This window comes from Nocardia sp. NPDC058114, assembly GCF_042884695.1.
Classification (GTDB): Bacteria; Actinomycetota; Actinomycetes; order Mycobacteriales; family Mycobacteriaceae; genus Nocardia.
This window is the reverse complement of sequence record NZ_JBHVTK010000002.1, coordinates 598,313-617,293: the sequence shown is the minus strand read 5'-3', so window position 1 is coordinate 617,293 and position 18,981 is coordinate 598,313. Positions and strand designations below refer to the sequence as shown.

At 68.6% G+C, this 18,981-nt stretch carries 18 protein-coding genes; 7 read left to right on the top strand and 11 right to left on the bottom strand.

Annotation, left to right across the window (positions count from 1 at the left end; all coding sequences use genetic code 11):
* Nucleotides 1-37: 37 nt before the first annotated feature.
* The 5 genes from ACFVVI_RS11390 to ACFVVI_RS11370 form a co-directional block, all read right to left on the bottom strand.
* Entirely contained in the window at nucleotides 38-469 is a 432-nt protein-coding gene (locus ACFVVI_RS11390) for a nitroreductase family deazaflavin-dependent oxidoreductase (RefSeq protein WP_378995605.1), read from the bottom strand.
* A gap of 20 nt (nucleotides 470-489) precedes the next feature.
* Nucleotides 490-966 (bottom strand): NUDIX domain-containing protein, encoded by a 477-nt coding sequence (locus ACFVVI_RS11385; RefSeq protein ID WP_387445181.1) that lies wholly within the window; start codon nucleotides 964-966, stop codon nucleotides 490-492.
* Nucleotides 967-1,072: 106 nt separating this feature from the next.
* Nucleotides 1,073-2,221, bottom strand: coding sequence for an RNA polymerase sigma factor (locus ACFVVI_RS11380; RefSeq protein WP_387445179.1), 1,149 nt, complete (start codon nucleotides 2,219-2,221; stop codon nucleotides 1,073-1,075).
* Between the two features lie 66 nt (nucleotides 2,222-2,287).
* Complete coding sequence (locus ACFVVI_RS11375; protein WP_266298409.1) at nucleotides 2,288-2,686, bottom strand: YciI family protein; 399 nt, start codon at nucleotides 2,684-2,686, stop codon at nucleotides 2,288-2,290.
* A gap of 94 nt (nucleotides 2,687-2,780) precedes the next feature.
* Nucleotides 2,781-4,001: an NAD(P)/FAD-dependent oxidoreductase gene (locus tag ACFVVI_RS11370; RefSeq protein WP_387445177.1), complete on the bottom strand. Its 1,221-nt coding sequence runs from the start codon at nucleotides 3,999-4,001 to the stop codon at nucleotides 2,781-2,783.
* A 150-nt stretch (nucleotides 4,002-4,151) separates the two neighbouring features.
* On the opposite strand from ACFVVI_RS11370, the gene ACFVVI_RS11365 reads away from it, so the two are divergent.
* On the top strand, nucleotides 4,152-4,796 hold the full coding sequence (locus ACFVVI_RS11365; protein WP_379316054.1) for a DsbA family protein: 645 nt from the start codon (nucleotides 4,152-4,154) through the stop codon (nucleotides 4,794-4,796).
* A 54-nt stretch (nucleotides 4,797-4,850) separates the two neighbouring features.
* On the opposite strand, the gene ACFVVI_RS11360 is transcribed toward ACFVVI_RS11365, so the two are convergent.
* Entirely contained in the window at nucleotides 4,851-5,207 is a 357-nt protein-coding gene (locus tag ACFVVI_RS11360) for an STAS domain-containing protein (protein WP_379313850.1), read from the bottom strand.
* Between the two features lie 322 nt (nucleotides 5,208-5,529).
* Here ACFVVI_RS11360 and ACFVVI_RS11355 point away from each other — a divergent pair, with 322 nt between their 5' ends.
* Nucleotides 5,530-5,910, top strand: a complete 381-nt coding sequence (locus ACFVVI_RS11355) for an ATP-binding protein (protein WP_387445176.1) — start codon at nucleotides 5,530-5,532, stop codon at nucleotides 5,908-5,910.
* 72 nt (nucleotides 5,911-5,982) lie between these two features.
* On the opposite strand, the gene ACFVVI_RS11350 is transcribed toward ACFVVI_RS11355, so the two are convergent.
* On the bottom strand, nucleotides 5,983-6,927 hold the full coding sequence (locus ACFVVI_RS11350; RefSeq protein ID WP_379313848.1) for a helix-turn-helix domain-containing protein: 945 nt from the start codon (nucleotides 6,925-6,927) through the stop codon (nucleotides 5,983-5,985).
* Between the two features lie 349 nt (nucleotides 6,928-7,276).
* Here ACFVVI_RS11350 and ACFVVI_RS11345 point away from each other — a divergent pair, with 349 nt between their 5' ends.
* Complete coding sequence (locus ACFVVI_RS11345; protein WP_378995984.1) at nucleotides 7,277-7,711, top strand: STAS domain-containing protein; 435 nt, start codon at nucleotides 7,277-7,279, stop codon at nucleotides 7,709-7,711.
* A 38-nt stretch (nucleotides 7,712-7,749) separates the two neighbouring features.
* Here ACFVVI_RS11345 and ACFVVI_RS11340 read toward each other — a convergent pair whose 3' ends face one another.
* Complete coding sequence (locus tag ACFVVI_RS11340; protein WP_387445175.1) at nucleotides 7,750-8,625, bottom strand: hypothetical protein; 876 nt, start codon at nucleotides 8,623-8,625, stop codon at nucleotides 7,750-7,752.
* The gene (locus tag ACFVVI_RS11335; RefSeq protein WP_387445174.1) at nucleotides 8,622-8,972 is read right to left on the bottom strand and encodes a hypothetical protein; all 351 of its coding nucleotides are present in this window, start codon (nucleotides 8,970-8,972) and stop codon (nucleotides 8,622-8,624) included. Before ACFVVI_RS11335 ends, ACFVVI_RS11340 begins: the two co-directional genes overlap by 4 nt.
* Before the next feature lie 23 nt (nucleotides 8,973-8,995).
* Here ACFVVI_RS11335 and ACFVVI_RS11330 point away from each other — a divergent pair, with 23 nt between their 5' ends.
* From ACFVVI_RS11330 to ACFVVI_RS11320, 3 genes are all read left to right on the top strand, one after another.
* The gene (locus ACFVVI_RS11330; RefSeq protein ID WP_387445173.1) at nucleotides 8,996-12,574 is read left to right on the top strand and encodes a CHAT domain-containing protein; all 3,579 of its coding nucleotides are present in this window, start codon (nucleotides 8,996-8,998) and stop codon (nucleotides 12,572-12,574) included.
* A 697-nt stretch (nucleotides 12,575-13,271) separates the two neighbouring features.
* Nucleotides 13,272-14,339 (top strand): polyprenyl synthetase family protein, encoded by a 1,068-nt coding sequence (locus tag ACFVVI_RS11325; RefSeq protein ID WP_387445171.1) that lies wholly within the window; start codon nucleotides 13,272-13,274, stop codon nucleotides 14,337-14,339.
* Nucleotides 14,336-15,607, top strand: coding sequence for a hypothetical protein (locus ACFVVI_RS11320; protein WP_387445169.1), 1,272 nt, complete (start codon nucleotides 14,336-14,338; stop codon nucleotides 15,605-15,607). The genes ACFVVI_RS11325 and ACFVVI_RS11320 overlap by 4 nt, the downstream gene beginning before the upstream one ends.
* A 150-nt stretch (nucleotides 15,608-15,757) precedes the next feature.
* On the opposite strand, the gene ACFVVI_RS11315 is transcribed toward ACFVVI_RS11320, so the two are convergent.
* A complete protein-coding gene (locus ACFVVI_RS11315) occupies nucleotides 15,758-16,381 on the bottom strand; it encodes a TetR/AcrR family transcriptional regulator (protein ID WP_378995970.1) in 624 nt (207 codons plus the stop codon).
* Between the two features lie 75 nt (nucleotides 16,382-16,456).
* Between ACFVVI_RS11315 and ACFVVI_RS11310 the strand changes: the two genes are divergently transcribed.
* On the top strand, nucleotides 16,457-17,668 hold the full coding sequence (locus ACFVVI_RS11310) for an oxygenase MpaB family protein (protein ID WP_387445167.1): 1,212 nt from the start codon (nucleotides 16,457-16,459) through the stop codon (nucleotides 17,666-17,668).
* 25 nt (nucleotides 17,669-17,693) lie between these two features.
* Here the strand turns inward: ACFVVI_RS11310 and ACFVVI_RS11305 are convergent, their stop codons facing one another.
* Nucleotides 17,694-18,806, bottom strand: coding sequence for a saccharopine dehydrogenase family protein (locus tag ACFVVI_RS11305; protein ID WP_387445165.1), 1,113 nt, complete (start codon nucleotides 18,804-18,806; stop codon nucleotides 17,694-17,696).
* Between the last annotated feature and the right edge of the window lie 175 nt (nucleotides 18,807-18,981).

Genomic DNA, 18,981 nt, shown 5'->3' with positions numbered 1-18,981 from the left:
GTTCGATGCCCGCCCTGTGTACCTGCCGGCAGGTGGGTCAGTTCCTCGGTGTGAGCAGGACCAAGGGGATCTCGCGCGTCGTTTTCGTCTGATAGTCGGCGTAGCCCTTGTAGGCCTCGGTGACCCGAGGCCACAGTGCCGCGCGTTCGTCGGGGGTGGCGACGTGGGCTGTCATCGGGCGCACGGGGCCGTTGCGCAGTGACACCTCGACGTTCGGGTTGTCGCGCAGGTTCACGAACCAGGAGGGATGGGTGGGGTCGCCGCCGCGGGAGGCGACGATGACGATCGTGTCGCCGTCGATGATCGGCGCGGTCAGCATGACCTTGCGCGGCTCGCCGGATTTGCGGCCGATCGTGGTGAGTTGCAGGGACGGCATCCCGAAGAACGAGTTGCCGAGGCGTCCGCCGGTCACTGTGAGCAGGGTGCGGTGGACTCTGTTCATGATCTTCAGCTGCAGGTCGCTGGGCATAGCTGAAATCTACCCCGATCTCAGTGCAGCTGATCGGTGAGGCGGTCGAGGAAGGGGCGCTGGCCTTTGCCGAGCTTTTCCCGCGCCGTGGCGGGGTCGAACCAGTCCGCCCGGTCGATCTCGGGGAATTCCGCGACCTTGCCCGACCGTGGCGGCCACTGCATCTCGAATGTGCCCGGCACGACATCGGCCGGGTCGAGATCGCCCTCGACCGCCCACACGGTGAGGTACTTGCGTTTGGCCCCGCTGCGATAACTCACCTCACCGAGGTCGATCCACTCGCCCTCGGGTACCGGCAGCCCGAGTTCCTCGGTGAACTCCCGCCCGGCGGCGTCGCGCGCGGACTCTTCCTCGGACAGATACTCGCCCTTGGGAATCGACCACGCCGAGGCGTCCTTCTTCGCCCACAGCGGCCCGCCCATGTGCCCGAGCAGGACCTCGATTCCGGCCTCGACGCGGCGATACACCAGCACGCCCGCACTGAAAACGTCCGTCATCGGAGCGAGTCTGCCAGGCGCCTGCTCGCGCGACGTCGCCAGCCTGGGTGACGGCGAAAGCGAGCTGCACACCGGCGAATTCGGGGTCGGACGACAGCTCCTGATGTCACGGGTCGCCCGCTCGCAGACGTGCGGCGCGCAGCAACAGGTAGTCGCGTTCCGGCACGCTGGCGGTCTGTCTGGCCGCCCGCTGGTATTCGCGCACGGCCGCAGCCTGCTCGCCTGCCATTTCGTGAAGATGCCCGCGCACGGCGGCGAGGCGGTGCGATCGTGCCAGCGGCTCGGCGACGCTGTCGGCTACCGCCAGCCCCGGCACCGGACCGTGCACCATCGCGGTGGCGACCGCGCGGTTGAGGGTGATCATCGGATTGGGGGTCAGACCTTCGATCATGGTGTAGAGCAGCAGGATTCGCGTCCAGTCGGTGTCCTCGGGGCGTCGGGCCTGCGCATGCAGAGCCGCGATGGCGGCCTGCATCTGATAGAGACCCGTCAGCCCGGCAGGCATGGTCGCGGTGAGCAGGCGAAGACCCTCGGTGATCTGGGTGCGGTCCCAGCGGGAGCGGTCCTGCTCGGTGAGCGGGATCAGTTCGCCGTGCGCACCGGAGCGGGCGGCGCGCCGGGCATCGGTGAGCAGCATCAGCGCGAGAAGACCGGTGACCTCGGCGTTCTCCGGGAGCAGCGTGCGCAGCGCACGCGTGAGCCGGATCGCTTCCGCCGACAGGTCCCCGCGACGCAACCCCGTTCCGGCGGTGCTGGTGTGCCCCTCCGTGAAGATCACGTACAGCACCTGCAGCACCGCGCTCACCCGGGTGCTGTCGTGCGCGCCGTCGGCGAACGGCCGATCCGATTCGGCCAGACGCTTCTTCGCCCGCGAGATACGTTGACCCATGGTCGATTCCGGGACGAGGAAGGCCGCCGCGATCTCGGCGGTACTCAGGCCGCCGACCGCCCGCAGTGTCAGGGCCACCGCTCCGGCGGGCGGCAAGTCGGGATGGCAGCACAGGAAGTACATGTCGAGGGTGTCATCGCGACCGACCGCCTCGACGGGCACATCCCGCACGAAAACCGTGGTCTCCCTGCGTCGCCGCGCCACCTCGGCGCGCACCGCGTCGGCCATCCGCCGCTGCGCGACCTGGATCAACCAGCCGCGCGGATTGTCCGGAAGTCCGTCGCGATCCCACTGGGTCGCCGCCGCGAGCAGCGCGTCCTGCACCGAATCCTCGGCGAGGTCGAAATCACCGAAGCGGCGGACCAATACGCCGAGGACCTGCGGCGAGAGTTCACGCAGCAGGTCCTCGATACGCGCAGTCAGCGTCTCGCCTCAGGCCACGTCGGGCGCGCTCATGATCTGGCGCACCTCGATGTATTCCCCGATCGGCTTGCCACCGGGGCCCGGTGCCGCGGAGGCCTGCGCGGCGATCTCGACCGCGCGCTCGACAGAATCGACATCGACCACCCAGAAACCGGCCAGGAACTCCTTGGTCTCCGGGAAAGGCCCGTCGGTCACGACCGGCGCCGAGCGACCGTCGGAGCACACGATCATCGCCTGATCGGGTGCGGCCAGGCCCTGCGCGTCGACGAGTTCGCCCGCGGCGGCGAGTTGTTCGCCCAGCGCCCGCTGGAAGTCGATATGGGCGGCGATGTCCTCGGGTGCCCACTCCGGCAGCGGGATGTCGCAGTAGGCGGTCTCGGAATAGGTCTTGACCAGCATGAATTTCATGGTTCGGCTCCTGCTCGCTGCGCCCTCGTGGCGCGTTCGACGGTTGGTCGGAGCCGATGAGCAGTCTTCGACACAACGATCGCTGTGAAGTGGATCACAGCGGGATGCCCGGGTCTGCCAGCCGGTCGGGGTCGACGGGCTCCGCCGATCCGATCAGCTGCTTGATCCGGTCGGTCACATCCCACACATTGACGTTCATCCCCGCGCGCACCCTGTTCTGCGTGTCCAGCCAGAACGCGACGAATTCGCGCTCATCGAGATCGCCACGCACCACCACCCGCACGTCGTCGCCGCGTCCGACATAGCCGGAGTACTCCATCCCGACGTCGTACTGATCGCTGAAGAAATACGGAAGCCGGTCGTAGACAGCCGCTTTGCCCAGCATCGTCTTCGCGGCGACCGCGGGCTGATTCAGCGCGGTCGCCCAGTGTTCGATGCGGATCGGCCGGTGCAGCAGCGGATGGTCCTGCTCGGCGATATCGCCCACCGCCACCACATCGGGGTTGCTGGTGCGCAGGGCGGCGTCCACCAGCACGCCGCCGTCGACCGCCAACCCGGCCGCCGTGGCCGCCTCGATATTGGGCTGCGCGCCCACCGCGACCAGCACCGCCTGCGCGGGCACCACGGTGCCGTCGCCGAGCAGCACGCCGGTCGCCTCGTCCTCGTCGGTGAGGATGGCGTCGACGGAGGTGTTCGTGCGCAGGTCGACGCCGTGCGCGCGATGCAGATCGGCGTAGAACGCGCCCATCTCCGGGCCGAGCACCGTGACCAGCGGCAGATCGGCCGTCTCGATCACCGTCACCTCGACACCCTTGGCGCGGGCCTGCGCGGCGACCTCGAGACCGATCCACCCGGCCCCGATGATCACCAGGCGCCGGTCGGTGCGCAGTATCTCGAGCAGCGCGTTCGAATCGCCGATCGTGCGCAGCGTGTAGACGTTGGGGGCATCGGCGCCGGGAATGTCGAGCGTGCGGGCTCGCGAACCGGTGGCGAGAGCCAATTTGTCGTAGTCGAGCGTGGAACCGTCGGGCAGTGTCACCGTCTTGGCGATCGGATCGAACGCGGTCGCGGTGGTGCCCAGTCGCAGGTCGACGTGGTGATCGCGGTACCAAGCAGCCGGATCGACGGTGAAATCGGGCAGTTGCTGGGTGCCCGCCAGGTGCTGTTTCGACAGTGGCGGGCGCTCGTACGGCAGCTCCTCTTCGGCGGCCAGCAGAGTGACGCGGCCGTCGAAATCGTTGGCGCGCAGGGCTTCGGCGATCTTCGCTCCGCCCAGACCTCCACCGATGACGACGAAATGCTGATTCGAGCTCATGAATGGACCCCTTCTCGCGGACGACCCGGACTCCTCGCAACCCGAGCTTAGTGCGCGTTTTCACCCACGGGAACGATTCCGGCGGTGATGCGGTTGCACCAATCGGTGGGGCGACCCGGCCCACCGCAGCTGACCCGAGAGGAACCCATCGTGAGCGAGCAGGCCACCAAGGATGTCGCCGATTTCTGGTTCGACCCGCTGTGCCCGTGGTGCTGGATCACCTCGCGGTGGATCCTGGAGGTCGAGAAGGTGCGCGATATCGAAGCGCGCTTCCACGTGATGAGCCTGGCGGTGCTCAACGAGGGCAAAGAGGGCCTGCCGGAGCGGTATGTCGACATGATGGCTGCCGCGTGGGGCCCGGTGCGGGTCGTCACCGCCGCTGGTCAGAAGTACGGCGACGAGATCCTGTCCCCGCTCTACACGGCGCTGGGCACCCGGATCCACGACCGCAAAGCCGAGTACGAGCGCGAGACGCTGCAGGAGACCTTCGACGCGGTCGTCGCCGACGCGCTCGCCGAACTGAACCTGCCCGCCGAACTCGCCGAGGCCGCGACCAGCACCGACTACGACGAGGCGTTGCGGGCCAGCCATCACGCGGGCATGGACAAGGTCGGCCCCGACGTCGGCACGCCGACCATCCACATCAACGGGACTGCCTTCTTCGGGCCGGTGCTCTCGCGCATCCCGCGCGGCGAGGACGCGGGCAAGGTGTGGGACGGCGTGGTCGCGCTGGCCTCGTACCCGCACTTCTTCGAGCTCAAGCGCACCCGCACCGAGGACCCGGTCTTCGACTGAGCATGCGGTCGGGGGGGGGCGCCCCCGGCGCCCCCCCCCCCCGCGACTGCGGACCTAGTGCGCGTTCGGCTCCGCGGCGATTGCCGCCTCCAGGGTGGCGTAGACAGCGAGCAGCTTGTCCAGTCCGGTCAATTCGATCGGTCGAGCCACCTCATGGGAGGCGACCACGCGCAGCTGGTAGGGCGCTGCCTTGGACACGACCAGCAACGCGCTGAGTCCGGCCGAGCCGAGGAAGCCGACCTGGGTCATATCGACCACCAGTGTCTTGCCACTCTGCTGTGCCTTCTCCAGCGCCGCCTGCAACTGGGGCGCCGAGGCCATGTCGACTTCACCGCGCACGGAGAGGATTTCGAAGTCGTCTTGTGCTCGTGTCTGCACGTCGAGGTCGCGGAAGCCGCCTTCTACACTCACCGAAGGTCTCCTCGGTTGCGATTCGCCACTTTTCTACCTCTTGCCTCTAGCTTCGCCGGGTCGGCGAATGTGCGAGCGATTCTTGCTCGAGCAACCTACCCCATCCGCTCGGGCCGCAAACCGTTGCGCCGCACCGGGGTACCCTGGCTCGGACGTATCCGCAGGGCCGCCGCGAGAGGGTTTTGTCACGCCCGGACGTGGCATATCCGGATACTGCAGGGGTACTGCCAATGGCGCGGGTGTTCTCTCGCGGATTCGTTGGACGTCGAGATGGAGAGGGAGGCATCAGGTGACGACGCACCCGTCTCGGCAGGACAGCGCCGTGAAACCGTTCGAGATCGATTTCTCGGCAGAGGCCGCGCGGTTGGCCGAAGTGCGCCACGCGCTACAGGCCTGGCTGGCCGAGGTACCGGTCGACCCGAACCAGGCGTACGACATAGTGCTCGCCGTCGGTGAGGCGTGTACCAACGCCGTCGAGCACGGTCACCGTGGCGACGGCGGCACAGTACGCGTGACAGCGGCGCTCACCGAGACTCATGTCCACACCGTCGTAACCGACGAGGGACGCTGGTCGACCCCTGATCCGGACATCGATCGGTCACGTGGGCGCGGGATGGGCATCATGCGCGCTCTCAGCAGTGAATTCGAGGTCAGCACATCGGCGGCAGGCACGGTGGTGGACATGCGGTTCGCTCGGGCGTGAGACGGCCCTGACCCCCTCGGTCGCGCCGGCGCGGCGGGCTCGGACCGCGTTCGCGACGCGATACGGCAGCGCTCATTCGCGCAGGGTCTGGCTCGGTGGCCGACCGTAGCGCCGGCGGTAGGCCGTGGCGAAGCGGCCCGGATGGGGGAAGCCCCATCGGTAGGCGATGGTCGCGACAGTCTGACCGTCACCGGGCAGCGCGGCGCCGAGTTGCTCGTGCGCCGCGGCAAGGCGCAGTCGCTGCAGGTACTCGAGCGGTGTTGTGTCCAGATGGCGGCGAAAGGCGAGCTGCAAGGCGCGCGGCGTGACAAAGGTTGCCGCTGCGACGTCGCTGATCGCGATCTTGTCACTCAGATGCGACTCCAGGTAGGCGATGGCACGGCGCACGGTGTGCGGGTGAGCATCGTGACGATCGGTGGCGGTGGGCTCGTGCTCGGCGGTCGTCGGCATGGTGGCCAGCACAGTCGCGGCGAGATAGTCCGAGGCCGTCGTGACGGTGAGCGGGCTGCTCGCTGCATCGGGGTCCGCGGCGATCTGCTGCAGGTGGATGATCACCCGCCGCAGCCGCTGTCCGGCCGCCACAGTGACAGGTCGGTGCCCGTCTACGCGCACGCGGTCTCCACCCGCGGCGGTGGCCATACGGTTCAGGATCGCAGGGTCGAACATGGTGATGTCGTAGCGGCTGGTTCGGATGACCCCCGAGTAGGGCAGGTCGTGGGGGGTGAGCAGACCGGTCTGCCCGGGCGTGAAGGTGTCGGTACCGCTACCGTGATAGTTCTCCTCGATCCGACCGCTGTGCACGGTGACCAGGCAGACCCGGCCGAGCGGGTCGGCATCGTAGGCCATGTCGAAACCCATCTCGAGCTGGTCGAAGTTGATCGAACCGAGCACCTCGCGACGAATCCTGGAACGCACCTGGTGCGGGCCGTGGTTGCCGATCTGCACCCGGGTGTAGGCGTTGTTGAGGAACTCCTCGGTCGCGGCGAGGTCGTCGCTCTCGAAATTCAGACTCTGCACGACGCTCCCTCCGTGGACACGCGATGAAGGGCACGCCGGTGTAGGCGGGCGCCGGACGACCGCGCCCGTATGGTTTCCCGGCGCCATTTTACCGGCTCGGCAACAGGCGACGCACCCGTTGTCTCGCCCTCGGCGCACCGCGTGTCGTCCCTGCGGCGCCCGGCCGCTGAGACGAAATGCGAAGGCCGATCACCGCGAATCAGGACCGATAGCGAACAACTGGGCGCCAGGGCAGCGACGGGGCAAGGCTGTTGCCGGGCCGCGTGCTGGAATAGGATTGCCGGCCCGATCTTGAGCACACAGGACAGTTGGCAGCGCACTGCTCTCCGGTGCTGAAGAATTGAGTCCGTTGAACAATCGTCCCGACGAAACCCGCTCGCCCGCAGCCGGCGACCCGGCTGCCGATCTCTGCCGCCGCTTGGGTGCCGTCGCGGAATCCGCAGGACAGGTCATCGTGCTGCATGCTCGTGGGGAGATCGACGCCTACACCCTCCCGCGCTGGCGGGGCCTGCTCGAGTCGGCTGTCCCCGCGTCCGCCGGTGGTGGTCATCTCGTCGTCGATCTGGCCGAGATCACGTTCCTGTCGGTCCGTGCCATCATGGTCGTCGCCGACCTGGCGCAGCAGCTGGACCGCCGCGGCATCGGGATGCATCTCGCCGGCGGGCTGGCCCCTACGAGCATCGCGCGCGTGATCGACCTCGCCGGGATGACCGAGTGGATTTCGATCCACCGGGACCTCGCCACGGCTCTGGCCGCTACGGCCGGTCCGCGCTCCGGCGGCTGACGCCGGCCGGTCGGATCGCGCGAGAAATGGCCACACAGCTACCCGGGCTGTTTCCGCAGTACCTCGGTCAGTTGCTCGCCGATCGCCGGTGTCAACCTGCCCGTCAGTTCGAACCCGAGCTGGTTGGCGACGTCTCGGGCGTACAGGTCGATCGAGGCTTCCACGAGGTCCGCGTAGACCCCCACCGCACGGCGGATCCGACGGCGCGACACCAGCAATGCCCACACTCCCGGCACGAGCGCCGGCCACCAGTACACACCGACTGCCAGATAGGCCAAGCCCCACACCGGGGTGCGGGCGGCGGAGCCACACCGTTCCTGGACCGTCGTCACCTCGGTGCGCGCCGCGTCGGGCAGCACCAGCCACAATCGCGGCCACGTCGTGGTCAGGTCGAGCCCCGTGCCGCGGCTGACGCGCTCGTCCACGCTCCGCAGTCGGTCGCCTGCCCACGTGGGGCATGCCGGTTCGATCTCGGAGATCGCGTTGCGCCGCAGCACAGCTCGCTGCGCAGTGCTCTTGGCCCGGCGGTCCGATCGGTCGGCCAGCACCGCCTTGACCGCGGCGTCCGCCTTGGCCGTCGCACGCCGCCAACGGCGGTGGCGCAGCGCGACGAACGGTCTGCCTGCACCGGTGCCGGTGGCTGCCCACGCGGCGATCACGATGCCGCCGAGCGCGGTAACCGCCAACCCCACCATCGCGGTCGCGGCGAGGAACGCCGCAGCGGCCCATACCAGCGCGGGACCGGTCGACACCGTCGTCACCCGGGTCCACAACAGCTTGAAGTCGAGTGCGTGCGAGGGCCCGAGCGCGACCGCCACGACCACCACGGCCACGAACACCGCGGCGGGCAGTGCGAGCGCGGCAGCCCAGCGGGTAGCAAGGTTCTTGCCGAGCTCGGTGAGGAACGCGTTCACAGCTCGATCCTGCGCGACGGTTGCCCGGTGAGCTCGCACCGCGCACCTTCGTCGATCCTCGCCCTGGTGCACGCACTCGTCGGGCACACCCATGCCGTGACGACGATGTCGCGCGGTCCCTTCCACGGCTCGAAGCCGCGGTGCGCCCGCGTCAGGTTGTCGATGCCGTGTTGGGCGAAGGCACTGTCGAGCAGGTCGAGGTCAGCTTCGGACACCTCGCCCTGCTGTGCCGCCGTGACGATTCTGGCCAGTACGTCCGCGACGCCGTAGCGGGAAGCGCGTTCGGCCAGCGCCGCTCCGGCCTGCTCGCAGAGAACCTCGACTCGGGGACCGCTCGTTGATGTCATGCCGAATTCGAACCTCCTGCTTGGTGATTCGGATCACGCTACCGTGGACCGAACGGGATCGGGGGCTGCGCGTGTACGACGACATTCGGTTGGTGGTCGAGAACTTCGCCGACACCGGTGACATCGGCGCACTGCTGGACGCGGGCCTGCCGCCACCGCAGCAGTGCCCCGCGAATCTGTTGCCGCACCTGGCCCGAGCGCACTGGCACCGGTTCCAGGCGCAGAGCGGGTTCGCCGGGCTGGTCGACCGGGAGATCGCGGCCGCCATCGCGGGCACATCAGGTGATCTCGCGGTCGCGAGCGTCGTCGCCATGCCGCAATACCGGGCGTTGAACCAGGCACGCGAGCAGTTCCAGGTCTACCGGGACCGTGACTCGCTGGTGCTGTTCGCGAACGCCTGTACGACGGTGATGAACGCACTGGACGACGAGCGGATGAAAGCCGCGCTCACCGCCGATCACGCCACATTGCTGCTCCTGCTCGACGAGCACGACGGTACCGACACCTACCGCGAGACCGTCGTCAACGGGCTGAACTGGACGATCGCGCACACACCTCGCGACGATCCGCAACGCGCCCGCAGGCTGGTCGATCGCGCCCGAGCGCAGGACAACGCGGGCCTGTCGCCGGGCAAGATCGTCGCCGACTACCGGGCCGCGGCCCAACTGGCCTTGCGGGAACGCCCGGTGTGGCGCGACGTCGTGCTCGAGCTCGCCCAGTACGAGTTCGATCTCTACACCGACGGTGCCGCGCCCATCCACCTGGCCGGTGCGCTGGTCGCATGTCGTGATCTCGCCGACGCGTTGAAGCGCGACTACGGCGACACAGCGCGGGTGCCCGCGCTCGCGCAGCTCGAGCAAGAGGCGAGCAGGGAGATCGGTTCCGATATCGCGCGATTCCTGATGACCTGCCACCGCGATCCGCGCGCTCTGCAGGCGCAGTACGACCTGGTCGCGAGCCTGCGGCGGCAGCCGGTCACCGGCGATGTGCTGGTGCGACGACGTGACCAGGCGTGGGTGCTGGCCGTCGGACTGCCGCTGGACCACGCTGAGCGGCCTGCCGCGCTGCTGGATCTCTACTACGCGCACAACGACCTCTGGGATATCGGCGGCGACACCGAGGCGATCACGCTCGCCTACGACGCGGTGACCGAAGCGCTGCTCGCCACCACACCGAGCCACGCGCTGCGGGCGCAGCTGCTGAAAGCACTCGCCCACTGCGCGAGCACCGTCGCGATGGCGACCGGCTCTCGCGACGAAGCGAAGCTGGCGGTCGACGCCGCCCGGGCCGCGCTGAACTTACCGGCCGCCGACGATGACCAGCGCGCACTCCGGCTCTCCGCACTCGCGTCCGCGCTGATCACGCAATGCCGAGTCGGCTCCAGCCCCGGGGCGGGCCGCGAGGCTGTCACCGTCGCGGAGCAGGCCCTCGCGCTGACCCCACCCGATGACCCGAACCTCCCGCTGCGCTGGTCGTCCCTGTCCAGGGCGGCCGAGGAGGTGGCCGAGGCCGGTGATCACGCCATGTTCACCACAGCTGTCGACGCGGCGGCATCGGCGGTGTCCACCATGGCGACAGACGATGTGCGCCGGGTCGGCATGCTCTACAACTATGCCGGTGCCGTGCAGGCCCGGGCGGTCAGCACCGATGTCACGCATGCGGAACCGTTTCACGAGGCCGAGCGCGCCTACCGGGCCGCGCTCGCGCTCGTGGGTCCCGATCACCCCGACGTGCCGCGCATCGAGAGCACCATCGCCGACGTGTTGTATCACCGGTACCGGCAGTGCGGTGATCTCGGCGCGCTGGAGGACTCGCTCGCGCTCGCGGAGAAAGCCGTCGGTCAGACCCCTGGAGACCACCATTGGTGGCCGTTGCGTGCGTTCGCGCTCGCGCGCTCGGCCCGTGCGCTCGCCACCTTCGGCGGGCCGGGAGCCGACCGGTTGCGCGAACTCGCGATCACCTATTACCGGTCAGTTTCCGGCCACCCGGCCACCAGCACGCAGCATCGGATGATCTGCGAACAGGCCCAGGCCGCGATGTTCGCCGAGGCGAACCCGGCAACATGGCTGGACGCGCAGGAACGGGTGATCACCGCCATCCCCGCCACGGTCAGCCGAGCGTTGTCCTGGGTCCGCAGGGTGGAGGCGGCGCGGCAGCTGCACGGCCTCGCCGACCGGGTGGTGGATGCCGGTGTGCGGTCGGGCCAGCTCGACCGAGCTCTGGAACTGGTCGAACGGTGCCGCGGCGTGCTGTTCGGCGACGCGTGGGGTATCCGGCGCGGCTGGGCACGACTCGGCGAGACGCAACCGTCGCTGGCCGAGGAGCTCAGCGAGGTCGAGCGCGAGCTGGCTGGGGCCGACGGATACGCCGACCTGACGTTTCACATCGAAGTGGAGTTCAACGGCCGGATCTCCTCCCGGGACTGGGACCCGCGACCACAGGCCGTCGAACAGATCCGGCAGCTCTCGATGCGGCGGGACCGGCTGCTCGCGCGAGCGCGCACGGTGCCGGGGTTCGAGGATCTGCTGGTGCCGCCGAATCTCGAAGTCCTGCGCACACGCACGGCCGGGCACACCGTGGTGATCGTCAGCGCTCAGGGCAGCGCGCTCGTGGTTCCCGCCGACTGTCGGGAGCCCGTCGAGGCTGTGTCGCTGCCGCAGATCACCGAGACCACCGCCCGCGCCCAGGTCCGGCGGTTGCGAGCAGCACTGGCCGATGTGAAGGACCCGGCGTGCTCGTTCGACCGGCGTGAGCAGGCCCAGCTGGAGGTGCACGCGGTGCTGGAATGGCTGTGGACCACCACGGCCCGGCCGGTGCTGGAGAAGGTCACGACGTCGCGGCTGTGGTGGTGCCCGATCGGAATCATGGCCCAGTTGCCCTTGCACGCGGCGGGCAGACATCGCGAGGACGCGGGGCAGACTGTGTTCGACCGGGCGGTCTCCTCGTACACACCGTCGCTGACCGCGCTCGCCGACACGTTGAGCACACCCCGGCCGCGCCATGCCCGTCACACCGCGCTCATCGTCGGTGTCGGCGAGCGTAACGGCGTCTCGGTGCTGCCGAGCGCCCGTGCCGAGGCCGAGGCGGTGGCGGGACTGCTGCCCGGCTCTACTGTGCTCATCGACGCCGCCGCCGACTTCGATGCCATCAAGCAGGGGCTGCACGAGCACGCGATCGCCCATTTCGCCTGCCACGGCCGGGCGGTCAGCTCGGCAAAGCATCCCGACCAGGGGGGACTGGTGCTCAGCGACGGGATGTTCGTGCCCTCGTTCGTGCACGACCTGCGCACCACGCGGGCACAGCTGGCGTTCCTGTCCGCCTGCGACACCGCGAGCCCGGACCCGGCTCTGCTCGACGAGCCGCTGAACTTGGCGTCGGCCTTCCATCTCGCGGGCTTCCGCGGTGTCATCGGCACGCTGTGGCACACCGCGGACAGCTCCCAGACCGCCGAGGCGGTCTACGCGGCGCTCACCGCGCACGGCACCCGGGCGCCCGACACGGCCGAGGCGGCCACCGCGCTCACCGAGGCGTTGCGCACCATGCGCAACGCCTATCCGGCCGTGCCGACCAGGTGGGCCGCACACGTCCATGTCGGTGACTGAGCTACCCGCAGTGGTGCGACACCTCGATGATCTCGGTGACTCGATCGACCGACGGCGGCGAAACCCAGGGAAACCGACTCGCGCGGGAAGCGTGCTGAATCGTCGGCACCGTCCCGCGCATCCTCGCCGTTGACCCCTGACCGCGGCCGGTGCGACCCGGACCGGATAAGTCACTGTGGCACAACGCTATTCGCGTCAGCATCCAAGGGTCCGCGTGGGTGTGGGACGTCGAGGGTGTCCTCTGGGACGAGGACTCGGTCCGGTCGTGGCCGGGAAACTGGGCGGGAACCCACAATATCGGAGATCGGCGCCGTGGAGTCTCACGAAGCGCCGAATCTCCTGTGCGGCAACGTGATCCACGCCGTAGAATTGCCGGCAGAGCGACGTCGCTCCCTTCGACGACCGATCGCCGGACAATGGCGTTTTCGTGAACGGTCCGAGTGCAGGTGTTTGCCGACCGTACCCACATCGTCCCGGTCCCGTCGAGGTGACCGTCCACGGATCGTGAGGTCCGAACCTCACTGTTTCAGCGCAATACCAGCTCACCGTATGCCTACGTGCCACGACGCTACCTATCTGTCTGTCGTTGCGGCAGAACAGTAGCTGTGGCAGGACGGCTCCGTCTGAATCGCGTCAGCCCCCGTGAACCATCAGGGGATCTCACCGCCATATGGCCGCACCAAAGGAATTCAGCGTTATGGACAATCCCGCGCTACCCGAAGTCCGCCGTAACGACGCTCGTCCGGCAGCCAACCCGCAGCACCAGGGCGAACCGGTCGCGTTGATGCTCAGACATCCGAGTGGGACTCAGCACGAACTTCTCACGCTGGTCAACGCGCGCCTGTACGAAATCCTCATCAGCGGTGGGGATTTCGACGACATCGGCAGGCACGTCCTCGCCGCTCCGGGCAAGCGTGTGCGCGCACGTCTGGTTCTCGCGAGTGCAGGCCTGCTTGCGCCCGCCGGGTCCGAACCCAGTCGCGCCGCCCTCGATCTGGCCTGCGCGATGGAGATGCTGCACGAGTCCTCGCTGGTGCACGACGATATCTGTGACGGCTCGTTGCTACGCCGCGGCGCGACGTCGGTGCCCGCCGCATTCGGCGTGCGCATCGCGGCCCGAGCGGGGTTCCACATGGCAGGTGCCGCAGTGCAGGTGATCGCCGAGGTGCTTGCCGACAACCCGGGAATGTCTGCTTGCCTGGGGGAGGTGCCCGGTGTGACGTATTCCGACGGGCTGTCGGATCTGTCCTTCGGTCAGCTCATCGAGATGCTGCCGCCCGCGGTCGATGCCACCGCGCTGCGCCGCCATTACCGACTCGTCGCCGGCGCCAAGACCGGCACCTTGTTCCGATTGTCGTGCTCCTACGGCGGCACCGCGGGCGGTGCCGATCACGATCGCCTGCGAGCGCTGATGACATACGCCGATGAGCTCGCACTCGCGTTCCAGATCATGGACGACGTCCGCGACGTCGAGGGCGGTCCCGGGCTGGGCAAGGACGCAGGGGGTGACCTGGAACGACGGGTTCCAACCTGGCCGGTGATCGAATGGCTCGACATGCGCGCCGGCGCGCGGGAGATGTGGCTGTCCGCGGACACCCCGAGCACGATCCTGCAGAGCGACCTGATCGACAGCGGGGCCACCGACGCCGCGCGGGCGGTTGCCCTCGACGCCACACAGAAGGCGAGCGCCGCACTGGACATCTTCCCGCCATCGCCTGCTCGCGACGACCTCCATGCACTGCTACAGGAAGTGATCACCCGATGAGGCAGACCAGAATCGGATCACTCGCCCATGGATTTCGACACCTGCGCCGCGCACCGGACCTGGCCGCGTTACGGGCCGCCTCCTCACCGGAGGAGCTGGCCCGGCTGGCACTGATCCCAGCCGGTCGTAACCTGGGTATCGCGGTGAGCTTCTTGCCCACCCACCTGCAGGCAGAGGCCACCGCCGCCCTGCTGGCCTGCCGAGTTCTGGACGCCTTCGAGGATCTCAGCGATCGCGCGATCGCGAGCTGGTCCGTTCTGGACGCTGCGGACTACCTCACCGGCAACACCGACACCAAGCCTGCTGCATTGCCTTCGGTCAGCACCGAAGCCCGCGACAGCGAAGCGGTCGACCGGCTCCTGGCCGAGCGTATCGGCGACATCCGAGCTCTGCTCGGAGCGCTGTCGCCGGCCGGGCGCAAGCGTGTCGGCGCGGTGGTCATCGATGTCGCGGTGGTGATGGCCCGCAATATCGACTCGCCGCTGTCGCGGGTCGCCTACAGCGAAGGTGTGCTCGGCCGGGTCACCTATTACGCGTGTGAACTCGCCTCCGAAGCCGTTGTGCCCGAGGCGGATCTGCGCGAACTGGCCGGCTGTCTCGCCATCATCGCTCAGTCCGCCAACGACCTGCGCGACAACGAGCTGCAGATCTACGGCGTCGCCGATCGCGAGGAACTGAAGCGGAAGGTCATGCTCCAGCTCCTCGTGCCGGCACTGGGCGGTTTCGCTCTCCTGGCCAGGCTCGGTCCCGCCACCCCGAGTTTCGGTGCGCGGGTGGCGATGGCGCACATGACCATCACCACGACGGCTTTCCTGTGCGGGGCCGTCGACGCGCCCCCGCCCTTTCGGCGCAAGGTCGGCGCCGCGCTGCTTGCGGCGTCCTCGTCGAGGCGCTGGACCACGATGCTGGATCGGGTGCGGCGAAGTGTCGACGTGGCGGTCCACCGAATGCTGGACGTCTCACCGGAGTTCACCGACGCGACGAACACAGCGACCGAGGCGCTCGTTGTGGGCGACCCGCTGTCGATGCCGACTTCGCTGGTGCCACTGATCGTCGACACCACCTTCGCTATGGTGCAGACCCTGCCCGAAGGTGTCCTGACCGGCGAGCTCACCGACGCCGAGGTGCGCACCATGTTGATCGCCGACCACCTGGCTTTCAGCGCGATGGAACGGGTGCCACCGCACGACCCCGCAGCGCTCCAGGCCCTCGCCACCCAACTCCAACTCGGCGCGCTCGATACCAGCGTGGGCGGGCACAACCGGTAGACCAGCGCACCCGCCACGCGCGCCCGGGATCGGGCAGTACCGCACGGAAGGAAGTGATTCACCGGCGTCGGCGCCGCCCACTCGGCCAGAAACGACTGTCGTTGCCGACCGTGCGGTGCGGTCGAACTACTGATTCGGCTGCACCGACTGTCAGGGTGCTCGGTTCACCACGGCCAGTGCGAGTTCGGTGCAGAGGGCGGCTACTTCGGTGGTCGGCCGACGGGGGTCGCCCAGCCAGGTCGCCACCAGCTGGTTGATCCCGCCGACGACGAAAAGTGCTTCCTGGCGCCGGATCTCCGGATTCGCGGGAGCGTCGAGGAATTCCGCGCTGTACTGCATCACGAGGTCGGTGACGATCCCGACGGCACGGGAGCGCAACTCTTCGAGCCCTGCGACGCTGTGGGTATCGCTGGTCATGATGCGGTGGATGCTGGGGTCGTCGGCGATCGTGTCGAGGTAGGTCGTCAGTGCTCGCAGGAGTTTGCGTTTCAAGGTGCCGGGCTCGGCCTGGCTCGCGTCGACGAGGGTGGTGAACAGCTCCTGTTGCACCTGTTCGGCGACGGCGAGGACCAGTGCGTCTCGGGTGGCGAATTGTTCGTAGAAGTAGCGCGGGGTCAACCCCGACGCGGCGCACACGCGGCGCACGGTGACTTCGCTCGGGCCGGCCTCGCCCCAGATCTGGCGACCTGCGGCGAGGAGTTTGTCGCGGCGTTCGTCACGTCGAGTCGCCGCGCTGATTCCACGGTAGGACCGGACCACCTCTGCACGCGCCATTGACAGGACTTTAGCAGTCGACCTATTTTGGATATCAGTCGTTATCCACAATGGAGCGCTCAACGAGGAGTGTCGATGACCACCGTTCCCGCCCGTCATCCAGATCGTCCCCACCGCGTCCCGCCCCTCGTCGGCGGCTTCGCGGCGATGCTAGGGGTTCACAGCCCCGACTCGACGCAATGGCAACATCTCGGCGAGGGCCTGCTCGTCGGTGACGACGCGATGGATCGGCTGGTGGACTGGATGGTCGCCGCGGGCTCGAAACAGATGCGTCCGCTGTTCGATCGAGCGCTCACCGACGGCATCGCTGCGGTACCGCAGGCGCCGGATCCGCTGCGCGAGTTCTTCACCGCGGTCGAGACTGTTCCGGCGTGGGTCGATCACGACACACTCGTGCGCGGTGCCAAGGTCCTGCTCACCAGCGGTTCCGACGGCATGTACATCGCGCGCGATGTCGCCATGCTCGGCGGCTACCAGTTCTCCGGCTTCAACAAGACCCTGTTGCGCACAGGAGCGCTGGAAAAGGGCTCCAATCAGCGGTGGGCCGAGACGATGCAGTGGGCGATGGATGTCCTGTCCGAGGACGGCTTGTCCCCCCTGGGTCTGGGATACCGGTCCACGATCCGGGTGCGACTCATCCACGCCTTCGTCCGCAGGCACGTGGCCGCCATGCCGGACTGGCGGACCGAGGACTGGGGCCTGCCCATCAACCAGACGGACATGGCGGCAACGCTCGTCGGCGCCTTCATCGCACCGGCGATCGGTGGGATGGGCCTGGGTCTGTTGCTCACCCCCGCCGAAACCGACGCTGTCGCGCACCTGGTCCGCTACGTCGGCTGGCTGCTCGGTGTCGAGGAACAGTGGCTGCCGCACTCCTTCCGTGACGGTGTGCGCGTCCTGGTGCACACGCTGTCTGCCTTGGCCGACCCCGACGAGTCGACTCCTCAACTCGCGGTACCGATGTCACGAGACCCGTTGTCGTGGAACTATGACCGGCTGCCCACGATCAGGCGCCGCCTTGCCTATGCCCAGCATCTGTCGGTGACGGGGACCTTCCTCGGGCGCCACACGATGCGTGCGCTCGGGCTGCCGACGGCGATCGTTCCGTGGTACCCGGCGATCCGAATCCCCGTCAATGTCGCGCGCTCGGTCACCCGGCTGCTGCCCGGCGGGCTCGACCGTGCGGCGAATCGCGGTGCGCGAGAACAGGATCGGTTCATGGGGACACTGGTCAGCGCCGGACCGACCGTCGGCGCGGCGGCCGCGCGACTCACCCACGCGGCCTAGCGCCGCGACGCGGTGGCGGCCGGTGTCAGGGTGCCTTCGGCTCGATGGAGGGGCCCGGGTGCGGCGACCAGCCTGCGTCGCGGGCGGCGGTGTACAGCGCGTCCAGGCCGAACGCGTCGACCGGGCCGAGCGCGCCGGAGCCGAGGAGGCCGCCGCCCAGTGCGGTGTCGGCGGCCCAGGCCAGAATCGCCGCGGTGAAATCGTAGGGATCGCCGCCCTTCAGGGTGACGGTGGCCAACGTCGTGCCGGCCGCGTCCTGAGCTTCGGCGACCACCCAGGTGCGGGTGCGGCGGCGAGCTTCGGCGTCGGGGCCACCGGTCGACCCCTTGACCGTTCGTGCCAAAGCCTCGTCGAATCCGCGCTTCAGCGCAGGCACCTGTGCGACGACCGAGGTCAGTCGTGAGCCGACGCGCAGCGTCTGTGCCGCGAGCGGCGGCAAGCCGAGGAACACATCGACTTCTCGCAGGTGTGGGTGCGAGCGAGTCAGCGCGAAATGCTCCGACCCGGGAATCGATGCCCCCGTCCGGCTCTCTCCGGCGACATCGAAGGAACGCAGACGCGCGCCGGTGCGTTCGGCGACCACCTGTCCGGAGCGCAGCGCGAAGCCGGGTTCGAACAGCATCCCCGCCATGGACGCGCGGGTACCACCGCTGGTACCGGGACTTTTCATGAAGTAGCCGACTTCGGCACGCACCGCGGCGGGAGCCTCGCGCAAGGCGAGCCCGGCCGCGAGATTGCCCGGTACGTAGTCGAACCCGAACGCGGTGAGCAGCCCCGCGCCGGCGGCACGGGCCTGCTCGTCGTGCTCGAACACGGTGCGGATGAAGGGCCCTTCGCCGGTGGAGTCGATGTAATGCGCGCCCGCGGCGATCGTCGCGGCCAGTGCGGGGCCCCCATGGCGCAGGAACGGCCCGACCGTTGTCACCAGAACATCGCCGCGACCGAGCAGGGCCCGGACCGACGCGGGGTCGGTGACGTCGGCGACGGCGGTCCGGCAGCCGCCGAGTTCGGCGCCGAGCTTCTCGAGGGCCGCCCCGTTGCGTCCCGCCAGCACGGGCGATGCGCCGCGTGCGGTGAGGGCTTCGGCCGTCAGGCGTCCGGTGTAGCCGGTTGCCCCGAACAGTACAATTTTCGGCATCGCCGCGTCTCCTCATGGTTGGCCACTTGCCAACGCTACCGGTGGATCATCGCCCCGATGGGAAACGGCCGTCACATCATCGTGTATCGGCTCACGGCTTCTGGGTCCGCCGCGCCCTCAGCCGGTCCCGCGCGATGACGAGGCTACCGATCAACGTCCGCCGTTGGTGCCCCTA

Bases quoted from the DNA above. Each gene is read 5' to 3' on its own strand.
- ACFVVI_RS11390 (WP_378995605.1), bottom strand. From the start codon at position 469: ATGCCCAGCGACCTGCAGCTGAAGATCATGAACAGAGTCCACCGCACC.
- ACFVVI_RS11385 (WP_387445181.1), bottom strand. From the start codon at position 966: ATGACGGACGTTTTCAGTGCGGGCGTGCTGGTGTATCGCCGCGTCGAG.
- ACFVVI_RS11375 (WP_266298409.1), bottom strand. From the start codon at position 2,686: ATGAAATTCATGCTGGTCAAGACCTATTCCGAGACCGCCTACTGCGAC.
- ACFVVI_RS11370 (WP_387445177.1), bottom strand. From the start codon at position 4,001: ATGAGCTCGAATCAGCATTTCGTCGTCATCGGTGGAGGTCTGGGCGGA.
- ACFVVI_RS11335 (WP_387445174.1), bottom strand. From the start codon at position 8,972: ATGACATCAACGAGCGGTCCCCGAGTCGAGGTTCTCTGCGAGCAGGCC.
- ACFVVI_RS11325 (WP_387445171.1), top strand. From the start codon at position 13,272: ATGGACAATCCCGCGCTACCCGAAGTCCGCCGTAACGACGCTCGTCCG.
- ACFVVI_RS11320 (WP_387445169.1), top strand. From the start codon at position 14,336: ATGAGGCAGACCAGAATCGGATCACTCGCCCATGGATTTCGACACCTG.
- ACFVVI_RS11315 (WP_378995970.1), bottom strand. From the start codon at position 16,381: ATGGCGCGTGCAGAGGTGGTCCGGTCCTACCGTGGAATCAGCGCGGCG.
- ACFVVI_RS11310 (WP_387445167.1), top strand. From the start codon at position 16,457: ATGACCACCGTTCCCGCCCGTCATCCAGATCGTCCCCACCGCGTCCCG.
- ACFVVI_RS11305 (WP_387445165.1), bottom strand. From the start codon at position 18,806: ATGCCGAAAATTGTACTGTTCGGGGCAACCGGCTACACCGGACGCCTG.